Source organism: Tepidimonas fonticaldi (genome assembly GCF_001675355.1).
Taxonomy (GTDB): Bacteria; Pseudomonadota; Gammaproteobacteria; order Burkholderiales; family Burkholderiaceae_C; genus Tepidimonas; species Tepidimonas fonticaldi.
The window spans coordinates 1-942 of the sequence record NZ_LZDH01000047.1; the positions used below are offsets into that span (position 1 = coordinate 1).

The window sequence follows — 942 nt, forward strand, 5'->3', positions numbered from 1 at the left end:
ATCAAAATAACGAGATCGGTGCCGTTTTCATCAGCAGGAACAGCGAGTTGCTCAACTTGCCCTTGCCATACTGCATTTTCATCTGGGTTTGAACGCACTAACCAGCATTCACCATCTAATTGAGTGACTTTATGGCCAGAAGTCACACGATTGTGGTTATCCAACACAATACGAATGGGCTGGCGCACTTGGTTTTCTGGATAAACTTGTTGGATGTCTGATGGGAGCCCGTTCCAACGTACCGTTAAAGAAGGGTCATCAGCAACAACCGTCCTGCTCGTACTTAAGATAGCGCTAGCCTCGGCTCGAAGAGCTTGTACATCTTTGCGAGCTGCCGAGCTGGTAATCCATTTACTCTCCCCTGATTCAAGGGCGGTTTTGCCATCGAGTGAAGCGGCAAGTTTCAACTAGATATAAGGAAACCCGGTACGCATAAGTTTTAAAAAGCCGCGGTTTGCCGCTTCAGCATCGTTTAATAAAACAGTACAGCGCGTTTCAATCCCGCCTTGCGACAACATATACAGGCCACGGCCCGCAACTTGAGGGTTTGGGTCTTGCAGGGCAGCAACAACGCGGCTTACACCCGCTTTGATCAGCGCCTCTGCACAAGGTGGGGTACGACCATGATGACTGCAAGGCTCAAGGGTGACATAAGCCGTTGCCCCTTGCGCTTTATCTCCTGCCATTCTTAGTGCATGGACTTCAGCGTGGGGTTCCCCCGCTTTTTGATGATAACCTTCACCGACAATAATACCATCACGCACAATCACACACCCGACATTTGGATTAGGTGATGTGGTAAAACACCCTTTTCGTGCCAACTCAAAAGCACGAGCCATATACATGTTGTCTTGTTCAATCATTGGCGTTAATCCTGTAATTTAGCGATTTCTTCGCCAAATTCACGCACATCTTCAAAGCTGCGATAAACAGAAGCAAAAC

Annotated in this window: 2 protein-coding genes; both read right to left on the reverse strand. The window is 48.2% G+C overall.

Going from position 1 to position 942, the window contains the following annotated elements; translation table 11 throughout:
* A partial coding sequence (locus A9O67_RS13755; RefSeq protein ID WP_231960235.1) for a dihydrofolate reductase family protein occupies positions 1 to 407 on the reverse strand: 407 nt, incomplete at its 3' end.
* Positions 408 to 863, reverse strand: a complete 456-nt coding sequence (gene ribD / locus A9O67_RS13760) for a bifunctional diaminohydroxyphosphoribosylaminopyrimidine deaminase/5-amino-6-(5-phosphoribosylamino)uracil reductase RibD (RefSeq protein WP_231960238.1) — start codon at positions 861 to 863, stop codon at positions 408 to 410.
* Positions 864 to 942: the final 79 nt, after the last annotated feature.